This window comes from Prosthecobacter sp. (genome assembly GCF_034366625.1).
Classification (GTDB): Bacteria; Verrucomicrobiota; Verrucomicrobiia; order Verrucomicrobiales; family Verrucomicrobiaceae; genus Prosthecobacter.
The window spans coordinates 25,541-43,359 of sequence record NZ_JAXMIH010000008.1; the positions used below are offsets into that span (position 1 = coordinate 25,541).

Genomic DNA, 17,819 nt, shown 5'->3' on the forward strand with positions numbered 1-17,819 from the left:
TGAAGTGGCAGAAGATGCCAGGGCGAGTCGTTGATAAGACATGAAACTCCACGCCATCCTCGCTGTCGTCGCCCTGTCTGCCATGTCCGCTCATTCGGACATCACCATCGGCAAGTTTGACATGGCGAGCGTGCGCGACACCTCGACGCTGGAGACGAAGGTGATCGAGGATTGGCATCCAAACCCCAAAGACGCCGCGATCCGCCAAAAACTCGTCGAGATCACCGTCTGTGAATGGTGGCCGGGCCAGAAGGTGCGCATGCCGGTGACGATGCTCGCACCTGCGAAGGGTGTCTGCACCAACGTGCTCATCGAGAACACCAGTGCGCAGTTGAAGGTGGCTGCCACCTCCGGCGCGAAGCTCCGGTTGCTCAAGGAGCATGGCGTGGGCCTCGTCTTCATCGGCTGTGTGCCGATCGATACGATGGAACCGGTCGGCAAGCTCCACACGATGATGGAGGCGCGTTTCATCCAGACCAAAGACACACGCTACACGCCCGCGTGGATCTGGGGCATCAGCGACATGCGCGCGCTCACCACCGCGATGGCGGAAAAGGAGGTGTTTCAGCCGAAGAAGGTGCTCGCCACCGGCGGATCGAAGCGCGGCGTCGCCACGGCCGCCGCAGGCATCGCAGATGATCGCTTCACCGCCATCATGCCCGTCGTCGCACCGGTGATCGAAAGTCCCGGCGGTCCCTACGTCGAAGGCATGATGCCCGCCGAGATCACGAAGATGAACGAGGCCTTCATCGCCGCCATGGCCGACCCCGTGGGCCGTGATAAACTGCTCCTCCGTCAAAAAGCGCGCTCTGACGAACGCATCACCGTGCAGATGGCCCGTGACGCCGGCTGGAGTGAAGCGGAGATGAAAACCTCCTGCAATGCCGCATGGGAGACCTGCCGCACGACAAATTACCTCGGCGTGCTCAAGCAGCGTGGCACCGAGATCTTCTATAATCAGGGCTCCAACGACAACGTCAGCCCCGGACTTGTCGAACTCGGCCGTCGCTTCCCGCAACTGCCCGTTTACATCGTCCCCGGCGGTCAGCATGGCGGCGCAAAGGAAGCGGGCTTCGTCAAATCCGTCGGCGGTTTGCCTGAGGTGGATGAAAACCTCTACGCCTTCGCCACACATCATTTCTTCGGCGCACGCCGCCTAGTCGCTCCGCCGAAAGTCACCACGCAGTGGGACAAGGACAAACATCGCCTCGCCGTGACTGTCACCTTCCCCGATGGCAGCGAGCCGCAGGAAAACAGCGTCTGGTGGTCCGTGAACCGCCATCCCGATTACTCGATTGCGATGGAGTTCGATGCTTGGAACTCGGCTCCGATGCAAAAGACCGGTCCGGCCACCTACAGCGGCGAAACTAAGATTGATGGCGATATGCGGACGTTGGATGTCATCACCGTCCATGCGCACGCCGAGAACGGCTCCACCTTGACGATCTCCAGTCCGGAACTGCGGCTGAAGTAGGATCAAGCCGTGCTTGCTCTCGTTCGTGGCTCCGGTCTAATGAAGCACCCCTGCCATGAACTACTCCTACTCCGACCTCGCCAAGATGATCGACCATTCGTTGCTGCACCCGACGATGACCGACAAAGACCTCGAAGAAGGCTGCAAGGTGGCTGCTAAATACCAAGTGGCCTCGGTCTGCATCAAGCCCTACGCCGTGAAGCAGGCCGTCGAGTGGTTGCGCGGCTCCGGCGTGCTCGTCGGCGCGGTGATCGGCTTTCCGCATGGCAACAGCACCACCGAATCGAAGCGCTACGAGACCGAACTCGCCTGCAAAGACGGCGCGGCCGAGATCGACATGGTCATCAACATAGGCAAGGCACTCGGCGGTGACTGGAACTATGTGGAGGCCGATGTGAAAGCCGTCTGTGACGAAGCGCACCAGCATGGCGCGAAGGTGAAGGTGATCTTTGAGAACGACTATCTCACGAATGGCGGTGCAGGACTCAGCAGCGATGATTTCAAAATCAAACTCTGTCAGCTCTGTGAACGTGCTGGTGCCGACTGGGTGAAGACGAGCAGCGGTTACGGCTTCGTGAAGCAGCCCGACGGCAGCTACAACTACAAAGGCGCGACCGAACACGATCTCTCGCTCATGCGTGCCAACGTGTCGGCCAAAGTGCAGGTCAAAGCTGCTGGCGGCGTGCGCGATCTCGACGGCCTCATCAAAGTCCGCGATCTCGGCGGGTCCCGCTGTGGGGCGACGGCGACAGCGACGATGATGGACGACTACCGCAAGCGCGAGGCCGCGGGCACGTTGGATGCCGCAGGCGGAAAGATCGGTGCGGGCGGGTATTGATGCCTCAGACGTTCGATTCACGCTGCTCGTAGCGTTTGGTATGGATCACCATGATCCCACCATCCTCGCTCCATCGCCGCCAGTTTCTCGGAACCACCGCAGCCGCCGTTGGCGGACTGTTCCTACCAGACAGCTCGAAACTGAACGCTGCCCTGTCGGATGCGGCCGAGACCGAGCACTTCTGGTATCGCCTCGCGCCCGAGGGGCCATACATCGACTCGCAGCGCGACAACAAAGCCTTCGGCTTCGGTGGTGGGAAGATTTACCTGTCGGAAGACAACGGCAAAACCTGGCCGCACAGCGCGGCGTTCGCCGAGGCGGACAACATCACGCTCAGCATCATCCTGAAGAACGGAAACATCCTCTTTGCCACGCTGGCGCAGCTTTTCCTCAGCACCGACAATCTCAAGACGCATCGCGAGATCATCGTGAAGAAGCCCGATGGCAGTGACTACCGGCCACACACGCCGGTGAAGGCCGACCAGCCGGGCTGGTATTTCCATTCGCTCGATGGCGAGCACTGCTTCGAGGTGGATGGCAAGGAAATGCTTGTGTGGGGGAACTACTGCAACGTGCTCGGCGGCCCGGTGCCGGTGAATATCTACTATTCCACTGACAACGGCGAGACCGTGAAGCTCGCCTACGCTTTCGGACAGAACCCCAAGTTCCAGCAGAAGGACGCGTCTCCCGAAGCGCCGTTGCTCGGCGAGCCGAACAACAAGCTGATCGCCCGTCACGTCCACAACGTGACCTACAACCCCGGCGAGAACGCCTTCTACGCCTGCACCGGCGACATCGACCGCACGCATGGCAAGGAGGTCCACTGGCTACGCGGCACCTACGATGCCAAGGCCGATGCGTGGGACTGGAAGCTCGTCATCTCGGTGGATTCGAATTCCCGCTTCAAGTGCGGCGGCATTAATTTCATCGACAGCAAATGCTACTGGATCGCCGACGCGAACGGCCCCGCCATCGCCAACCGGCACGACCGTGGCATCTTCGTGTGCGACCCGAAAGACATCACCGACACGTCAAAGCACACGCTGCTCTTCAATCCCATGTTTGAATCCGCCAACATGCTCGTGCAGGACGGCGTCATGCTCGCCACGCACTGCGCCCCGGCCTCGACCTATGCCTGCGGCATCATCTACTCGCCCGACATGGGCAAGACCTGGGCGCAATACGACTTGAAGGAGTTCGGCCCGCGCTCCGGCTGCCGCATTCACCGCAAGAACAGCGACGGCTGGTTCCGCATGGACCTGCGCAAAGGCTGGATCGAACGCGCCGAGGTGATCTTCATCAAGCCGAAGACGTGACCGCTGAAGGAAATGCGAGTTGTCGGATCATGCCGTGGACTTGTCCTGTCTTGTCATTGACTGAACTTGCCGTGAAAAGCCTGGGTTTGCGTCGTTAGTGAAGGTGATGAAGCCTTCCTTCGCCCTTTTCCTGCTGCTCGTTGCCTCCGCCCATGCCGTCGATTTCAATCGCGACGTGCGGCCCGTGCTCGCGCAGCAGTGCTTCACCTGCCACGGCATGGATGATCACGCGCGCAAAGGCAAGTTGCGCCTCGATTTGAGCGAATCCGCCCACGGCAAAGGCAAGTCCGGCGAGATCGCCATCATTCCCGGCAAACCGGACGCCAGCGAGGTCATCAAGCGCATCCTTTCGACCGATGAAGACGAGGTCATGCCTCCGCCGCATACGAAGAAGGTCATGTCGGACAAGGACAAGGCCACGCTGAAGGCCTGGATCGCCGAGGGGGCGAAGTATCAGGCGCACTGGGCCTATTCGGCGCCGAAGCAGGGGCCAGTTCCAAGTTCCAAGTTCCAAGTCTCAGGTTCCAAGTCAGGAGAACCCCAAGAAACAAGAAACAAGAAACCTGAAACTCATCCCATCGACGCCTTCATCCACGGGCGTCTCGAAAAAGAAGGCCTGAAACCTTCGCCAGAAGCCGCTGCCTACACGCTCGTCCGCCGCGTCTATCTCGACCTCATCGGCCTGCCGCCCACGCCTGCCGAGGCGGATGCCTTCGTTCATCAGTCCCATCAATCCCCTGGCTCCCATAAGCCCTATGAAAAGCTCGTGGACACCCTTCTCGCCTCCAAACACTACGGCGAACGCTGGGCACGACGCTGGCTCGATCTCGCGCGTTACGCGGACACGAACGGCTTCGAGAAAGACCGCCCGCGTCAAATCTGGCCGTATCGCGATTGGGTCGTGAAAGCGCTGAACGACGACATGCCCTTCGATCAGTTCAGCATCAAGCAAATCGCCGGTGACATGCTGCCCAAAGCCAGCGCCGAAGACCTGATCGCCACCGGCTTTCATCGCAACACGATGCTGAATGAAGAAGGCGGCATCGACCCGAACGAATACCGCTTCTACGCCATGGTGGACCGCGTCGGCGTCACCGGCACGGCCTGGATGGGCCTCACTCTGAACTGCTGCCAGTGCCACACGCACAAATACGATCCCATCCTGCACACCGACTACTACAGCGTCATGGCGCTGCTGAACAACGCCGACGAACCGCTTTACCACATCCCCACGCCGGACATCGAAGCGCAGCAGAAAGCCCACGCGGCTAAGATCGCGCAGTTGGAAGCCGAGTTGCCGAAAAAATTCCCCGGTGGTGAAGCAGCGATGCAGAGCCGATTCGCCGGTTGGATCGAAGGCGAATCCAAACGCGCCTCGAAATGGCAAATCGTGCGCCCCGCGGCCATGAAGACCACCATGCCGCATCTCGAGCAGCAGACCAACGGCTTCATCCTCGGCAGCGGCGACATCTCGAAGAGCGATGTCTATGATTTGAATCTCAAAGCACCGATCAAAGGCGTGACGGCGCTGCGCATCGAAGTTGCCAGCCATCCCAGCCTGCCAAACGACGGCCCCGGCCTCACGAACTACGAAGGCCCGCTCGGCGGCTTCTTCCTCAGCGAGTTGCAAGCCTTCCAAAACGGCCAGCGGGTGAAAATCACCCGCGCTGAAGCCACGAACGATGAGGAGGAAGACCGCATCAACGACCAGTCCGCTGCCAAACCCAAGGCGAAGGCCAAAGCCGCCGCAAAGCCGCGTAAAACCAACAACGCCAGCGCTGCGCTCGACGCCGAGATGTCCAGCGGCTGGCAGGTGCTCGGCGGCATCGGCGTGCAGCACGCCGCCGTGTTTCATTTCGAGAAGCCCATTGATCTCACCAGCGGCTTCGATTTGAAGATGCTCTTTGAAAAACACTTTGCCTGTCCCCTCGGCCATTTCCGAATCTCCGTGACCACCAGCGATCATGCGATTGCCACCGGGCATCCCCTTGAGGTGGAAGAAGCGCTCGCCGCGAATGATTCGTCGAAGCGCGAGGTGCTTCTGCGCCGCTTCCTCGAAACTGCGCCCGAGATGAAGCAAGTCACCGCGCCCTTGCTCGCCGCGCGAAAGAACCCGCCACGCGGCCAGCCCACGCTCGTCATGAGCGAGCGCCCAGCCAGCAATCCACGTCCCACGAACCGCTACCATCGCGGCGAATACCTTTCGCCCAAAGAGACCGTTCCGCCCGCCGTGCCCGCCTTCCTGCCCTCCTTGCCGAAGGATGCGCCCGCGAACCGCCTCACCTTCGCGAAGTGGCTCTTCGCGCCCGAAAACTCGCTCACCGCACGCGTCACGGTGAACCGCCAGTGGCAGGCATTCTTTGGTCGCGGCCTCGTGAAGTCGTTGGAGGATTTCGGTTATCAAAGCGAGCCGCCGAGCCACCCCGAACTGCTCGACTGGCTCGCTGTCGAGTTCGTGGAGCTGGGTTGGTCGATGAAAAAACTCCATCGCCTCATCGTCACCAGCGCCACCTACAAGCAAAGCAGCCGCATCACGCCCGAACTCGCTCAACGCGACCCCGAAAACATCCTGCTGGCTCGCGGCGCTCGTTTCCGTCTCGATGCCGAGATCATCCGCGACTCCGCGTTGAAAGCCGCAGGCGTTTTGTCGCCGAAGATGGGCGGCCCTGGCGTCTATCCGCCCCAGCCCGCCAGCATCACGTCCGAGGGCACCTACGGCAAATTTGAGTGGAAGACCAGCGAGGGCGAGGACCGCTACCGCCGCAGCCTCTACACCTTCATCAAGCGCACCGCCCCGTTTGCCATGTCCACCACCTTCGACGCCCCCACCGGCGAAGCCTGCCTCGCCAAACGCGATGTCTCCAACAGCCCGCTGCAAGCCCTCACGCTCCTCAACGACCAGATGTTCATGGAAGCCGCCCAGGCCATGGCCAAAGCCGTGATTGCCGAATCCCAAGACGACGACACCCGCCTCCAAAACATCTTCCGCCGCTGCACCACCCGCCCCGTCGCAGCCGATGAGCTCGCCATGCTCAAAACCTTCCTCCAAAAGCAACGCGACCAAAAACTCGAAGGCGAGGCGCTCTGGGCGGCCGTCTCACGCGCTGCGCTCAACCTCGACGAAAGCATCACGCATCCATGATTCAAAACATGGCATCTCAACAACCAGACACCGTCGATACAGCAGCACGCTTCAGTGAGGTAACCAGACCCTCATGGTTTACGCGCATCGTGGTTGTCTTGGCCATTTGGATTGTCTCAGGATTCATGGTCCATGCGAACTACGAAACCGATGCATGTCCTCCAGAAGTCAAGAATCGTGAAGCGATGCTAGCCGGCATTATCGCTCCCCTGTTTTTTTCTGCGAATGCCGGTTCTGCCCCTCTCGTGCATACGGTTTCCTTGCGACATGTTGCAGCGTGGGGCTACTTGATTTTCTTTGTCGTTCTCGTGTGCTTCATTCTCCGATCTCGATCCCATAAAGCACTGTGCCTCGCTGGGCTAGGCTTGGGTTTGCTGAGCGCCATTGGCCTATGGTGCGTGATTTACACGAATGCTCACTCGGGAGGCTAACCAAACAACTTATTGCTATGAACACCTCCAATATCACTCGCCGTCACTTCTTTGAAGACTGTGCCATTGGCACGGGGAAGATCGCGCTGGCATCGCTGCTGGCTGAATCGGCTTATGGAGCGGCGAAGAGTCCGAATGCGGCCTCGGCTTCGCATCATGCGCCGAAGGCGAAAGCGGTGATCCACATGTTCATGGCGGGGGCACCATCGCAGCTCGAGCTGTTCGATCACAAGCCGATGTTGACGAAGTATGAGGGCAAGCCGCTGCCGCCGTCGGTCATCGGTGGGCAGCGATATGCCTTCATCCGGCCGGACGCGGCGGTGCTGGGACCACGCTTTAAGTTTGCGAAACACGGGCAGTGCGGCGCGGAGCTTTCGGAGGTGCTGCCGCATCTGGCGACGGTGGTGGACGACATCGCCATCGTGAAATCCTGCCGCACGACGCAGTTCAACCACGCGCCGGCGCAGATTTTCATGAACACGGGCTTCTCGCAGCCCGGACGCCCCAGCATGGGCTCGTGGGTGACGTATGGCCTGGGCGCGGAGTCGCGTGATCTGCCGAGTTTTGTCGTCATGAGCACCGGCAGCGGCATCAGCGGCGGCGCGGCCTGCTGGAGCAGCGGTTTTCTGCCGAGCGTGTATTCCGGCACACGCTTCCGCAACACGGGCGACCCCATCTTGAATGTGAGCACGCCGGAAGGCATCACGCCTGGCACGCAGAAGGACACGATTGATCTCATCAACGCGATGAACCATCGCCGCCTCAAGCTGGATGGCGATGGGGAGACGGCCACGCGCATCGCGAATTACGAGATGGCCTACCGCCTGCAATCCTCCGCGCCGGAGCTGATGGACCTCACGAGCGAGGACAAAGCCACGCTCGAACTCTACGGCTGCGATCCCAAAGTACCATCCTTTGCCCGCGCCTGTCTGCTCGCACGGCGCATGGTCGAGCGCGGCGTGCGCTTCATCAACATTTACAACGAAGGCTGGGACGCCCACAGCGATGTGGAAGGCAACGTGAGGAAGAACTGCGGTGCCACTGACAAAGCCAGTGCCGCCCTCGTCAAAGACCTCAAACAGCGCGGCCTGCTTGATGACACCCTCGTCGTCTGGGGCGGCGAGTTTGGCCGCACGCCGATGGTCGAGGCCAGCGTGTCGCTCGGACGCAGCATGGGCCGCGATCATCATCCGCAGGCCTTCACCATGTGGATGGCCGGTGGCGGCATCAAAGGCGGCGTCACTCTCGGCGCGACCGATGAGATGGGCTTCAACATCATCGAAGACGAAGTGCATGTCGCCGATCTGCACGCCACGATCCTGCATCAGCTCGGGATTGATCACGAGCGCTTGTCCTTCCGTGCAGCGGGACTCGATTTCAAACTGACGGGCGTGGAGCCGTGCAAGGTGATCAAACAGATTCTGGCGTAGCCTGGCCTTTTAGGCTGGGCTTTTGAGCACACTAAAACACAGGCTAGAAAGCCTATGCTACGCATGATCCCCGCCACCATCGTCCAAGGCCACCGCGTCGCCTCGGGCCTCAACGGCAATCCGCGTTTCCCTGGCGGCACGCTGCGCATGCAGTTGCCATTCTTCCGCGATCTGGGACTCGATCTGAGCAGCTACCACCTCGGGACGCTGAATGTGAGCATCGCTCCGCTGAGCTATCGCGTCGTGAAGCCGAAGTTCACCTTTCGCGATGTGAAATGGCATCCCACGGAGCCAGCGGAGTTTTTTTCGTTCTTCGACGTGATCGTGCATCGTGATGACGCACAGCCCGTGAGTGGCCTGATCTATTTTCCGCATCCCGAGACGAAACCTGAGCACTTTCAGAAGCCGGATGTGCTCGAATTACTGCTGCCGTGGACGGCAGGACTGGCGTACGACGGGAAGATTCAGTTGGAGGTGCCAGGCGCGCAGATGTCGTTTGCAGCGTCATGAGCGGCTGCTTGGACGAGCGTATTCCCAGCCAGATCAGCGGAATTTTGCGGCAAGCCGGGCCTTATTCCTGCGTTCAAAGCACACCCCATGAAAATCATCTGCCATACCCTGGCTCTACCGGCATTTGTCGCCTCAGCGGCAGACATATGAAGCTGCATCTCATCTGTCTCTTGGCGTTTCTCTGTGGCAATGCCCACGCGGAAATGCCCCAACCTCTCGCCGTGTTTCTCGATCAGCACTGCATCGAGTGTCATGACGCGGATGTGAAGAAGGGCGGGCTGGATCTGACCGCGCTGACCTTTGAACTGAAGGGCAAAGCCAATCTGGAGCGCTGGGTGCAGGTGCATGACAAAGTGCGCGATGGTGAGATGCCTCCCGCGAAGAAGCCGCAACCTGAGCAAGCGGAGAAGGGAGCCTTCATCGCCGCGCTCAAGGAACCGTTGATCAAGGCAGACGCCGCCGACATCGCCGCGAATGGCCGTGTGCGCAGCCGCAGGCTCACGCGTACTGAGTATGAGCACACGCTGCACGATCTGCTTGGCATCGACATCCCGCTCAAAATTCTCCTGCCCGAGGATCGCGCCTCCCATGGCTTTGAGACGGTCGCCGATGGTCAGCAACTCTCGCATCATCAGCTTGCGGCGTATCTGGATGCGGCCGACCTGGCGCTGAGCGAGGCCTTCAAACGAGCCGTCGATGGCGATGAATCCTTTCAGAGATACCACACGCCGCAGGAGCTGGCGAAAAGCCGCCGTGGCAACTATCGCGGCCCGGAGCTGCGCGAAGGCAAGAGCATCACCTGGCCGATCACGCTGCAGTTCTTCGGACGCACGCCCACCCAGGTGCCGCAGAGCGGCTGGTATCGCATCACACTGCGAGAGGTGGAGGCCATCAATCCTGGGACCGACGGGGCCGTCTGGGGCACATTGCGCTCAGGCGAGTGCGAGTCCAACGCGCCGATGCTTTACATGATCGGTCTCGTCGAGGCCACCAGCACACCGCGTGACATGGTTTATGAGGCCTGGATTCAAAAAGGGCATCAACTGGAGATGAAGCCGAACGACGGCACGCTCAAACGCGCCCCAACCGGTGCCAAAGGCGGTAATGTGTCCTTCGCAGGCCGTGATCTTGCCAAACAGGGCTTCTCCGGCATCGCGCATCGCGGCATCGACATGGAACGCATCCACCCGAATGCAGATCGATTCACCGTGAAGAAAAAACTCTTCGGCGAGACTGGTCTGGAGGCGGTGAAGACGGAGAACGTCGAAAAACTCGTCACCCGCTTCGCCACGCGTGCGTTTCGTCGTCCGGTCACAGATGAGCAAGCGGCTCCGTATCGCGAGATCGCCCGCAAATCGCTCACTGGCGGCGATTCGCCCACCGAAGCGCTCCGCGCCGCCTATCGTGCCATCTTGTGCTCGCCACGCTTCCTGACCTTCATCGAGGCTCCGGGGCTGCTGGATGATCACGCCATAGCCTCGCGGCTCAGCTACGCGCTGTGGTGCTCCATGCCCGATTTCACGCTCACAAAGTTGGCGAATGAAAACAAGCTCCACGAACCCGAAGTGCTGGCCCAGCAAGTTGAGCGACTGCTTACTGATTCCAAATCAAAGCGCTTCATCCACAGCTTCACCGACCAATGGCTCAAGCTGAACCAGATCGACTTTACCACGCCCGACACGCGCCAGTTCCGCGACTTTGATCCCGCCGTGCAGGAGTCCATGCTTCAGGAAACTCGCGCCTACGTCACCGAGATGCTGCGCAGTGATTTGAACATCACGCACCTCGTTGATTCCGACTTCGTCTTTCTCAATGGCCGGCTCGCCCGTCATTACCGCGCCGATTTGGAACTCAAGCCTGGTGAAGGCCTGCAAAAGGTGGCCTTGAAGCCGCAGGATATTCGCGGTGGTCTCGTGACGCAGGGTGCGATCCTCAAAGTCACCGCCGACGGCACCAGCACCTCGCCCGTAGTGCGCGGTGTCTTCATCAACGAGCGCATCCTCGGCAATCACATCCCGCCGCCACCGCCCGGTGTTCCCGCCATCGAGCCGGACATCCGTGGTGCCACCAGCATCCGCGACCAGCTCGACAAGCACCGCAACAACGAGAGCTGCGCCAGTTGTCATCAAACTATCGACCCGCCTGGGTTCGCGCATGAGAATTATGATCCTGTCGGTGTCTGGCGCACGAGCTACGGTCAGGGCAACAAAGGTGCGAAGGTCAATCCCACGGGCACCACGCCCGAAGGCGACGCCTTCACTGACCTTAGTTCTTGGAAGCAAATCTACACGAAGAGAGCCGATCAACTCGCCCGTGGCTTTGCTCAGCAATTCCTGACCTACTCCACCGGCGCTCCCTTGCGCTTCAGCAACGTAACCACGCTGAATGAGATCACCTCCAAAGCTACGGGCATGCGTTCACTCCTCCGTGAGGCCGTTTTGAGCGACATTTTCCGAACCAAGTAATGTTTCCATTCCCAATGAGCACTGTCACCTTTCAGAAACATCTTTCCCGCCGCGCCATGCTGCGCGGCGCGGGCATCACGCTCGGTTTGCCTCTGCTGGAGGCGATGACGCCAGCGATTGCAGCGGTCAAAGAGACAAAACAGGCGAAGCGATTCGTCGGCATGAGCCTCGCGCTGGGGCTGCACAATCCAAACTTGGTGCCGGAGGGCAGCGGGCGGGATTACAAGCCTTCGCGCTATCTCGCGAGCATCCAGGATTTGCGGGAGGATTTCACGGTGGTGTCGGGTTCGTCGCATCCGGGCGTCACGGGCGGTCACACGGCGGAAGGAAGCATCTTTTCGGCCTGCCCAAATGCTCGCGGGGCCACGTCGCGGAACACGATTTCGCTCGACCAGCTCATGGCGAAGCATCTGGGGCATGAAACGCGGTTCCCATCGCTCGTATTGAACACGAACTCGCAAACGAGCCCGAGTTACACGGAGAACGGCTCGATGATTCCCGCAGAAAACAGTGCGATGCGGCTGTTCACGCGGCTGTTCGTGAATGACACGCCCGTGGAGCAGGAACGGCAGGCGGAGCTGATCCGCCAGGGGCGCAGTGTGATGGATGTTGTCGGCGCGGAGGCCAAATCACTCCAGCGTGAACTCGGGGCAGGGGATCGCGATAAACTCGACGCATGGTTCACCAGCGTGCGCGAGCTGGAGCAGCGTCTGGCCGCGAACGAGGCCTGGACACACAAACCTAAGCCGAAAGTGACGCTCAAACCGCCGACGCAGATCCCACGCGACAACGAAGTGGCCGTGGAGCGCATCTTTCTCGACATCGTCCACATGGCGCTCGTCACGGACAGCACGCGCTTCATCACACTGCACGTCACGGGCAACAACGTGCAGGGCATCGAGGGTGTGGACGAGAGCTACCACACGCTCAGCCACCACGGCATGGATGAGGAAAAGCTGGCTCAGCTCGCGCTGGTGGAGCAGGCGGCGATCAACGAGTGGGCCGCCTTCTTGCGCAAACTGAAGACCGACAAGCTCCTCGACGACACGATGGTGCTGCTCACCTCGAACCTCGGCAACGCCTCCGCCCACGACAACAAGAACATGCCAGTCCTCTTTGCCGGAGGTGGCTTCAAGCACGGCCAGCACCTCGCTTTTGACCAGAAGGACAACTACCCGCTGCCCAATCTCTACCTCAGCTCCCTGCAACGCCTCGGCCTCGAAGAGGAGCGCTTCGCAACGAGCGAAACGACCATGCGCGGGCTGGAGGTGGCGTGAAGTATGAGAAGCGCGTTTTTTCTGCTCCTGCTCGCTTGCACCAGCGGATGGTGTGACACGCAGACGGATCTTGAGTATGCGAAAGCGGGTGACTGGTCTTTAAAGCTCGATTTGCACCGCCCGCAGGCGGTGAATCCGCCTCTCATCATCTATGTGCATGGCGGTGCATGGCGTGCGGGCTCAAAGTCGGATGTGCCGGTCGCGGAGTTGCTCGATCACGGCTTTGCCATTGCGAGTGTGGATTACCGGCTTTCGACGCAATCCCGGTTTCCGGCGCAGATTCATGACATCAAGGCGGCTATTCGATTTCTGCGGGCAAATGCCGCCCGGTTTCAGGTGAACTCTGAGAAGATCGCGATCATCGGCTCCTCAGCCGGTGGGCATCTTGCCGCGTTGGTTGGTGTGACGAACGGCCATAAGGAGCTTGAGGGAACCATCGGCGAGAATCTCGATCAAAGCAGTGATGTGAGCTGCATTGTCAGTTTTTACGGCGCATCGAATCTTCAATCGATCCTCGGCCAGAGCACAGAGTTTGGCCTCACGGTAAGGATTCCTGCGCTGAAACTTCTTTTGGGTGAGGTGCCGGAGCAGAAACCTGAATTGGCAAAGCTCGCCAGCCCGGTGGCACATCTCGACAAGGGAGATCCACCGCTGCTGCTGATTCACGGTGATGCAGATCCGCAGATGCCGGTGGAGCAGTCACGTGAGTTTGCGAAGGCGTGCGAGGCCAAAAAGCTGCCGGTGACATTCATCACGATGCCGGGCAGCAAGCACGGTGGTGTCGAGTTTTATGCACCTGAAATGATGTCTCTCGTCGCCAAGTTCCTCGGCGAGCATCTGCGCTAGGGGTCAAGTTCGTTGTGTGACCCAGCGCGGCACACAGCCCTCGTGCGCCTGAGTCACAGTGGCGGCAAAGTCGGCCAGATAGCCAAAAGGATGAGAGATGGGATGAATGGTCTGCGACCGGGCATCCAGATCCGCTTTGACCTCAATGGTGCCAGCGAGGAGGTCGAATGCAATCTTATCGCCATCCTGCACGCGGGCAATGGGTCCGCCGACGGCTGCCTCCGGGCTGCAATGCACGCCCACCGCGCCGCCGGAGACGCCGGAGACGCGTGTGTCGGAGAGCAGAGCGACTTTGCCGTAGAGCTCTGGCACAGCGAGCGCGGCGCTGGCGACGTGCATTTCTGGCATACCGAGGCCCACGGGGCCGCAGCCACGGATGACAACGATGTGGCCGGGTTTGATCCTGCCAGCAGCAGCGGCATCGGAGACGCCTTTACTGTCGGTGAAACAGATGGCGGCGCCTTCAAAGCGCGGTTCATCTAGGGAAGAGACTTTGAAGACCATGCCGTGAGGGGCGATGTTGCCGAAGCAGATTTGGATGTCGGCGTATTCTTTGAACGGAGCGTCGAGCGGGGAGATGAGATCGTTCGGGAAGGGGACGGGTGCCGCGTCGGCGAGATTTTCGGCCAAGGTTTGCCCTGTGACCGTGATGCACGAGCCGTCGAGCAGACCGGTGTCGAAAATGTGCTTCAAGAGCATCGTGGTGCCGCCGAGGCGGTGCAGGTCGTTCATGGTGCCGCGTCCACGCGGCGCGAAATTGCACAACACAGGTGTTTTGCGGCAGATGGCCTGCACATCACGCAGCGTGAAGTCCACGCCAGCCTCGCGCGCCACGGCAAGGATGTGCAGAACGCCGTTGGTGGAGCCGCCAATGGCTGCGATCGCGGTCATGGCGTTAGAAATGGATGCTTTGGTGATGATGTCGCGCGGGCGGATGTTTTTTTCGAGCAGGTTGCGCACGGCCTGGCCGACGCGGAGGCATTCGCTGCGTTTTCCGGCCTCAATGGCGGGCATGGAGGAGGTGTCGGGGAGGCTGAGGCCCATCGCTTCGAGGGCGATGCCCCAAGTGTTGAAGGAGGCAGCGATACCGCAGCCTCCCGCGCCTGGGCATGCCGTGCGGATGATTTGCTCGGACTCCTCGTAGCTCATCGTGCCCTGCTTTTCCTTCGCGGCAGCGTCGTACACATCGAGAATGCTGGTGGAGTGACCTTTGTGGCAGCCGGGCATGATGCTGCCGCCGTTGACGATGAGACCGGGGTAGTTCGTGCGTGCAAGCGCCATCGCGAAGGCAGGGCCGTTTTTGTCGCAGTGGTGCAGGCCGATGATGGCGTCGTAGCAGTGCGAGGTGCAGACCATTTCCGCGCCGTTGGCCATGAGATTGCGGGAGCATAGAGAGGCCGCGCCGCCGATGTTGCCTTGCGTGATGTTATCACTCACCGGCGAGACGCCGAAGGGGAAGCCGATTAGGCCGGCGTCGGCACAACCCTGTTTGATGAGCTGGGCCAGCTCGTGGGCGTGGATGTTGCAGATGTTGCCATCGAGCAACGGGGTACCGATGCCAATCTGCGCTTTGTCGAAATCCTCCGGCTTGAAGCCGAGACCCCAGAAGAAGGCATTGACTCCACGCTGCCAGCCGTGGGTGAGGTTGCGGGAGTTCCAGTTGAGCGGGTGATTTTCTGTCATGCGGCGGGGAAATTAGCGAGCGGGCCGCCTGACGGCAAAACAAAAGCTCCCGGCCAGCGAACTGACCGGGAGCTTCCAACCATTAATCAGATTTGGAAACGGGTGATGAAACCCGCGTGGATTAGAAGGCGAGGCTCAGCTTCACACCACCGAAAACTTCGTTGTGTTCGGTCAGATTCAGCCCGGAGCGCGTTTGGAAGGAGTGGTTCCAAGCGACATAGGGGGTGAGGGTCGCGATCTTGGTGAGTTTGATCGGAGTGCCCACGCTGACGAGGAGATGAGTGAAACCAGACGTTTGCGCTCCAGCAAGAGGAACGCCCACATTGGTGAACAAGGCAGAACCGTTGCCCGTGTAGTAGTCGATGCCATAACCGGTCTGGATGGCAGGAACGATGCTCAGCCAATCAGTGACTGGAATGGTGTAATCAGCCGCAGCCTGGAAATAGGAGCCGCCGATACGGAAGTCATAGTAGTAGCCGAAGTAGAGGTTCAACGCTTGAATCGGAATTGCCACGGTGAAACCGATTTCTCCTGCTCCCTTGATGCCGAATTCTGAATCAGCGCCGCCATTTTGAGCGTATGGCAGGCCAGTCGGAGCAAAACTTCCAGCGTAGCTGTCCGGATAGAAGTAGTGCAGATACTGGATGCCGAATTTGGCGAAGCCAGCGTCATAGGTGAGCGAGGTGATCAGATCGATTTCAGAGTAGTCGAAGCTGTTGTTGGGGGGATTGCCGAACGGCGTGTCCACCGTGGAAATGTAGGTGGCGCCCAGACCCCAAGTCAGGCTGCCAGAACCATCTTCACTGGAACCACCGATGATCGGCACGGCGATGTTGAGGGCACCCCAGACGATGTTGTCAGCGAACCACAGACCGCGGTAGTAGTAGCGGCTGTCGTAACCGACATCGAGGGTGGCTCCGATGGAGTCGAACAGGGTGCTTGGCTCAGTCACCGGAGGGAGAGGTGCCTTGGCGGGAACGGTGCCAGCGGAGGCGTTCAGCGCTGCACAGGCAGCAAGAACGGCCACCGACTTGGCAATGAGGGATGTCATGCTATTGGGCTTCATGTGTTTGGTCGAGTTTCGTTTTGTTGGTGTTGAGGCGCTGACCTGGCCGGGAGGGCAATTCAGCAGTTCACGAAGGTTTAAGCATGAGGCATGCCATGTTGTGCAGCCAGTTAAATTGGCGTTAAAATATATTCTTCACCCTCTGCGTGATGCGTCGTCGATTCGCGCCTCTACAGGGCCAGCCACTCCTCGCCAGTTCAAACGACTCTTGCTTTCAAACACAAAAAAACCTCCCGGCTTTGCAGCCGGGAGGTCAATTAAGACTTGGTTAAGTCAGGAGCTTGATTAGAAGCGGATGCTCAGAGCGGCACCTGCGTACCAAGTGGTTTCGAAGCCTGTGCTGGGAGGATTGACGCCGCCAGCTCCAAGAAACGGGTTGGATTGGGAGGACTGAGCAACATTGCTCAAAGCTCCCAAGGGCATGTTGACAGCCACATAGGGAGTGAGAGTGGCACGGCTGTTAAGCTTGATTGGGAAGGCAAGCCTGACGTTTGCAGCGGCCCAGCCGGAGACGTCGTCGCCACCGCTTTCACCGACACCCGAACCGAAGAGGCCACCGGCACCACCCGAGAAGGTGTTGACGGAATCTGGAGTGAACTGCCAGGTGTAATTGTTCGCGTAACCAACGTTGAAGCTGGGCACGAAGCTGATGGCGTCCGTGATTGCAACAGTGGTGCTGGCGGTCAGGTCGAAGTACCAGCCGTCGTTGCTCAGGTCATAGTTGGCGCTGGCAGCGAGGTCGATCGGACCAACGGCGGTGCTGATGCCGAGGTAAACTTCCTGAGTGTCTTTCATGCCATGGTAGCCGTTTCCGGTGCCAAAAGGAGTAAAGATGCTCGAGGTGTTGTAACCCTTCTGGTCTGCCAAGTCACCCATGTTATAGAAGTAACGATAGCCGAGGCTCACGACGGCAGGACCAAAGTCATGCGCGAAAGCCGCGCCCAGTTGGAGGCGCTGGAAAGAGTTGCTGTCATTGCCAAGGGTGCTGAATGGGAAGGGAGCTCCGCTGAAAGCAGGAGTAAAGCTGTCATTGTCACCAGCGAGGAAACCCCAGCTCACGTCCCAGAGGAGGGAGGTGCTGCCGGCACCATCTTCACCGGCACCGCCGACGAGGAGGAGATCGCCGTTAAGGCCAGCGCTGACCCAGTTGGATCCGTAGGTGACGCCACGCCAGACATAGCTGGAGTCGTAGCCGAGTGTGGCGTTGATGCCAAGATCGTCATTCGCGGGAGCGGGGGCGATCGGATTTTTAGGAGCGGGAGCGGTTCCGGCCACAACGGGAGTGGCGGCCAGTGCCAAGAACCCCAGCGTTTTCAGCAATGCATTCAATTTCATAGTCTG

General features: G+C 59.9%; 12 protein-coding genes. 9 read left to right on the top strand and 3 right to left on the bottom strand.

All coding sequences use genetic code 11. The features are described from left to right. Window positions 1-40 precede the first annotated feature (40 nt). The 9 genes from U1A53_RS08695 (at window position 41) to U1A53_RS08735 (ending at window position 13,729) form a co-directional block, all read left to right on the top strand. A complete protein-coding gene (locus U1A53_RS08695; RefSeq protein ID WP_322280266.1) occupies window positions 41-1,474 on the top strand; it encodes a PhoPQ-activated protein PqaA family protein in 1,434 nt (477 codons plus the stop codon). A gap of 55 nt (window positions 1,475-1,529) precedes the next feature. After that, the gene (gene deoC, locus U1A53_RS08700; protein WP_322280267.1) at window positions 1,530-2,312 is read left to right on the top strand and encodes a deoxyribose-phosphate aldolase; all 783 of its coding nucleotides are present in this window, start codon (window positions 1,530-1,532) and stop codon (window positions 2,310-2,312) included. 50 nt (window positions 2,313-2,362) lie between these two features. Continuing rightward, the gene (locus tag U1A53_RS08705; protein WP_322280268.1) at window positions 2,363-3,628 is read left to right on the top strand and encodes a hypothetical protein; all 1,266 of its coding nucleotides are present in this window, start codon (window positions 2,363-2,365) and stop codon (window positions 3,626-3,628) included. A gap of 106 nt (window positions 3,629-3,734) precedes the next feature. Beyond that, window positions 3,735-6,770, top strand: a complete 3,036-nt coding sequence (locus U1A53_RS08710) for a PSD1 and planctomycete cytochrome C domain-containing protein (protein ID WP_322280269.1) — start codon at window positions 3,735-3,737, stop codon at window positions 6,768-6,770. 448 nt (window positions 6,771-7,218) lie between these two features. Continuing rightward, window positions 7,219-8,631 (top strand): DUF1501 domain-containing protein, encoded by a 1,413-nt coding sequence (locus U1A53_RS08715; protein WP_322280270.1) that lies wholly within the window; start codon window positions 7,219-7,221, stop codon window positions 8,629-8,631. 63 nt (window positions 8,632-8,694) lie between these two features. Continuing rightward, window positions 8,695-9,141, top strand: coding sequence for a hypothetical protein (locus U1A53_RS08720; RefSeq protein WP_322280271.1), 447 nt, complete (start codon window positions 8,695-8,697; stop codon window positions 9,139-9,141). A 203-nt stretch (window positions 9,142-9,344) separates the two neighbouring features. Next, window positions 9,345-11,606 carry a DUF1592 domain-containing protein gene (locus tag U1A53_RS08725; protein WP_322280272.1) on the top strand — a complete coding sequence of 754 codons (2,262 nt, stop codon included), beginning with the start codon at window positions 9,345-9,347 and terminating at the stop codon, window positions 11,604-11,606. Window positions 11,607-11,620: 14 nt separating this feature from the next. Then, window positions 11,621-12,883: a DUF1552 domain-containing protein gene (locus tag U1A53_RS08730; protein ID WP_322280273.1), complete on the top strand. Its 1,263-nt coding sequence runs from the start codon at window positions 11,621-11,623 to the stop codon at window positions 12,881-12,883. Window positions 12,884-12,886: 3 nt separating this feature from the next. Then, window positions 12,887-13,729, top strand: a complete 843-nt coding sequence (locus U1A53_RS08735; protein WP_322280274.1) for an alpha/beta hydrolase — start codon at window positions 12,887-12,889, stop codon at window positions 13,727-13,729. Window positions 13,730-13,732: 3 nt separating this feature from the next. Here the strand turns inward: U1A53_RS08735 and U1A53_RS08740 are convergent, their stop codons facing one another. The 3 genes from U1A53_RS08740 to U1A53_RS08750 form a co-directional block, all read right to left on the bottom strand. Continuing rightward, the gene (locus U1A53_RS08740) at window positions 13,733-15,412 is read right to left on the bottom strand and encodes a dihydroxy-acid dehydratase (protein ID WP_322280275.1); all 1,680 of its coding nucleotides are present in this window, start codon (window positions 15,410-15,412) and stop codon (window positions 13,733-13,735) included. Window positions 15,413-15,533: 121 nt separating this feature from the next. Next, entirely contained in the window at window positions 15,534-16,463 is a 930-nt protein-coding gene (locus U1A53_RS08745) for a hypothetical protein (RefSeq protein WP_322280276.1), read from the bottom strand. A 300-nt stretch (window positions 16,464-16,763) separates the two neighbouring features. Continuing rightward, a complete protein-coding gene (locus tag U1A53_RS08750) occupies window positions 16,764-17,813 on the bottom strand; it encodes a hypothetical protein (protein WP_322280277.1) in 1,050 nt (349 codons plus the stop codon). Window positions 17,814-17,819: the final 6 nt, after the last annotated feature.